1 protein-coding gene and 2 pseudogenes are annotated in these 3943 nt (G+C 72.4%); all 3 read right to left on the minus strand.

Going from position 1 to position 3943, the window contains the following annotated elements; genetic code table 11:
* Positions 1-343, minus strand: a pseudogene (locus ABZ656_RS56875) (hypothetical protein); the annotation flags it as partial.
* A gap of 1010 nt (positions 344-1353) precedes the next feature.
* Positions 1354-2334 (minus strand): annotated as a pseudogene (locus ABZ656_RS56880) (DUF6777 domain-containing protein); the annotation flags it as partial.
* A 265-nt stretch (positions 2335-2599) separates the two neighbouring features.
* Positions 2600-3607, minus strand: coding sequence for a serine/threonine-protein kinase (locus ABZ656_RS56885; protein WP_360280451.1), 1008 nt, complete (start codon positions 3605-3607; stop codon positions 2600-2602).
* Positions 3608-3943 lie beyond the last annotated feature (336 nt).

The raw sequence follows: 3943 nt of genomic DNA on the forward strand, positions 1-3943 counted from the left end.
CCACTCCTCCCCCCCCCGCACCTCCTCCGTTCTGGACGCCGTCGCCGCCGTTGCCGCCCTTGCCTCCGTCACCGCCGACGCCCAGGACGCTGCCGCCGCCGGAGCCGCCGGAGCCCCCGCCGCCGCCGACGAAGCCGCCGCCTCCGGCACCGCCGTCACCGCCGGAGCCCCCGCCGTGGACGAAGCTCACGACATGCGCGGCGGGCATCGGGGCGGCCATCGCGGCGGACGCCGGAAGGACGATGCCTCCGGTGATCACCGCGGCCGAGGCGGCAAGTGTCGCGAGGCGGAAGCCCCGGCGCTTGGAACGGGCATCGCTGTGGGTGTGAAAAATACGGTTCATGGGTTTTCTCCTACCGATTCAGGGGACTCTTCTGCCTGCCCCGGAAATCCGGGACGACAGCCGGCGGGCCGTTTTACCGGGACCGCCACGCCGGGATAATTCGCGGTTTCGGTGAAAGAGAAAACCCTCTGTCGAAGATTTCCGTCCTACCGTCCTGCCTCATTTATTTTCCGGATTCCCTTTCCGGTGAGGCCCGCACTTCAAGTAGGCCCCACGGGCACCGCACGGTCACGTTCCGAGGAGTCGTGACTTGACCCAGCGGGACAAGTCGGGTAAAGCGCGCAAAAAAGACGCCGCACGGTGGTCCTGGGACACCGTGCGGCGTATGTGCGCAAGCGCTGCTAGGACTCCGCGGGGCCGGGCGGTTGCTGCTGCTCTTGCTGTTGCTGCTGTCCTGTATCGGCGGGCGGGGGTCCGGAATTCTGGGGCGCCGTGTTCTGGGGCGCCGTGTTCTGGGGCGCGGAGGACAGGGGCGCGGAGGACAGGGGCGGAGGCGCGGAGGTCTGGGGCGCGGACGTCTTTGGCTCGGGCTGCGAGGAGGGCGGCTCGGAGGACGGGGCCTGCGGCTTCGAGGACTTCTCGGACGACGGCGCCGACTGCTGCGACGACGGCGGCGGCGGTGACGCCGGCTGGGAGGAGCCCGGTGAGGACGGCCCGGACGACGGAGAGGACGGCTTGCCCGACTGCGGCGAGGACTTGCCCTTCGACGGTGACGACTCCTTGCCGGACTTCGACGACTCGGAGGACTTGGAGGGCTTGCCCGACTCGGACGGTTTGGAGGGCTTGCCCGACTCCGAGGACTTCGACGGCTTGCCCGACTCCGACGACTTCGACGGCTTGCCCGACTCCGACGACTTCGACGGCTTGCCCGACTCCGAGGACTTCGACGGCTTGCCCGACTCCGAGGGCTTGCCCGACTCCGACGGCTTGCCCGGTCCCGGCGAGGTGTTGCCGTTCGAGGGTGTCTGTTCCCTGCCCGGCGTGGACGGCTTCGGTGGCGGCGGGGGCGGGGGCGGTGTCGTCTTCTTGTCGTGCTCGCCGCGGTGGTCGCCCTGGTCCCGGGTGAACCATTCGCCCTTCTTCTGGCCCGCCACGACGAATTTCTTCACCGGCCGGGGCGCGGGCGCGACGACGACCACGTGCGAGGGCCGGTAACCGGACCACGACTGGCCCACCGGCCTGGGGTCGGCGCTCTGCTGCGCGGCCGGCAGTGTCAGCGGGTTCCCGCAGGCGCAGCGCACCCGCGGTACCCCGCGGTCGTCGACCAGGACGGCGGTGCCCGCCTGCAGCACGGCCTGATAGGTGGTGGCAGAGCCGTTGCGGTAGCCGTGGTTGGTGACCCGGGTGTCCGCCCGGAGCTGTACGGGGGTGAGGGTGCGCAGATAGCCGGGGACGGCGGAGGGCTGGATGCCCAGCACCGAGGCGAAGGCCGCGTTCTTCGAGGGGCTCGCCTTGAGGGCGGTGATCTGCTTCTCCACGTCGCAGCTGGCGACGTTGCGTGTCCCGCCGTAGAGGCCGGGAGCGTCGCCGTTCACGCTCTGTGCCGCGTTGTCCGTGCCCGTGGCCGTGGAGGGCAGCGAGGGTGTCGCCGTCGGCGCGGCGCCCTTCTTCGCGGTCGACTCCGTGAACGGGTCCGCGCCCGTGCTCCCGGCGGACTGCAGGAAGACCTCGCCCCGCTGCCGGTTCGAGGTGCCGTCGGAACGGGTGAACACGAGGATCAGGGCCACCGCCGCCACGATGGCGGTGGCGACCACGGCCACCCGGGGCGCGGACTTCCACCACGGGTGGTGCGGGCCCTCGCCGCCGCCCCGGCCCCCGCCGCCGGGTCCGCCGGGCGGTCCGGCCGGCGGTCCCTGCCGCCCGCCGCCGGGTCGAGTTTCGGCGTCCGGGGGTGCGGGCCGGTCCGGCTGGGAAGGCCCCGCCAGCGGCCCCGACGGAGGACCTTTGGGGCGTTCGGACGACGGTTCGGACGACGACGGTTCGATGCTCACGAGCTCCACTCCCGGCATCGGGGCCTGCGGCACACAGGCCAGCGGCACAGCCTCAGGAAACCCGCAACACAACCTCCTGCCGTCAGCCCCGCGCCCTCCCCCTCGCCCTCCGATTCCTCTTCACACCATTGTGTGCGGCCGTCCCGCACACCTCGCAAGCCGACGGCCCCGCGCCCCGGCAGGAGCGGGCACGGCCGGGGCGGAGCGGGCGGCGTACGGCCGGACGGGCGTACGGCGTGCACCGACCGGGTGTTACGGCCTGCGGCTATCCGGGGGTACGGCCGAAGACCGGCCGGGCCCAGCGCGGCGGATCCGGCACCGGATCGGGTGCCGGCGCGGCTTCGGCGACCGCGGGGACCACCTGGGTCGGCGCGTGCACGTCCTTGCCGACAGCGGCAGCGGCGCCTGCGCCGCTCGCGGCGGCCCGCAGTGCCGCCACGAACTCCAGGCAGGAGTCGTAACGGTCCTCGGGGGCCTTCGCCAGGGCTTTGGCCAGCACGCCGTCCAGCGCCGGCGGAATGCCCGGCCGTTGCTCGCTCACGGGCGGCGGCTGGTCGTACTGGTGCGCCCACAGCAGCGCCATGTCGTCGTCCCGCTGGAAGGGCGGACCGCCCGTGAGGGTTTCGTAGACGACGCAGGCGAAGCCGTACAGGTCGCACCGGCCGTCCACCGGGCGGCCCGAGATCTGCTCCGGGGCCACGTAGTCGAGCGTGCCGACGAACTCGCCGACGGTCGTGAACCCGGTCAGCGACAGCGACTTCTTCGTCAGCCCGAAGTCCGTGAGGTAGACGTACTCGGGGTGATCGCTGTCCGTGCCCCGGGCCACCAGGATGTTGCCGGGCTTGACGTCCCGGTGCACCAGGTCGTGTTCATGGGCGGCGTCCAGCGCCGACGCCACCTGTCCGGCGATCCGCAGCGCGGTCGTCACGGGCAGCGGACCGTCCCGGTCGAGCAGGGCCCGCAGATCCAGCCCCGAGACGTACCGCATGGCGATGTACAGGACACCGTCCGTCTCACCGGCCTCGAAGACCGGCACGATGTGCGGGTGGTCGATCGCGGCGGCCACCAGCGACTCGTGCGTGAAGCGGCGCCGGAAGGTGTCGTTGCGGGCCAGTTCCGGGGCGAGCAGTTTCAGCGCGACCGTACGGTCCAGACGCAGGTCCTTGGCGCAGTACACGACGGCCATGCCCCCGCGGCCGATCTCGCGCTCCACCCGGTAGCCCGCGATCTGCGCCCCGATCAGGCCCGAGGCCCGGCCGGAGTACAGCTCCATTCCCCCCGACGCCGCGCCCATCACACACCGCCGCCGAAACCGACTCCCGGAGCGGGTCCCGGCGCAGCCGTGTGGACGAGCCGCTCACCCATGTCCGAATTCTATCCAGCGCTTTCTCCGGGCGCTTGATCACGGCCGGTCCGCAGGCGGGCGTCCCGGACATGCCCTTCGGGTTCGGGTTCGGATTCGGGTTCAGGTTCAAGTTCGGGGTCGGGTTCAGGGCATGGGGCACAGGGTCAGGTGGCGGCGGGCGGACGGCCGGGGCCGGGGCCCCGCGGGCGGGGCCGGGGCAGAGGCGAGGGCGGGGGGGGGGGGGGGGGTGCGGGCGGGGCGGGG

It is taken from the genome of Streptomyces sp. NPDC007095, from assembly GCF_040634475.1.
Taxonomy (GTDB): Bacteria; Actinomycetota; Actinomycetes; order Streptomycetales; family Streptomycetaceae; genus Streptomyces.

Excerpts from the sequence above, each read along its gene's own strand:
- ABZ656_RS56885 (WP_360280451.1), bottom strand. The coding sequence starts at position 3,607 with ATGGAGCTGTACTCCGGCCGGGCCTCGGGCCTGATCGGGGCGCAGATC.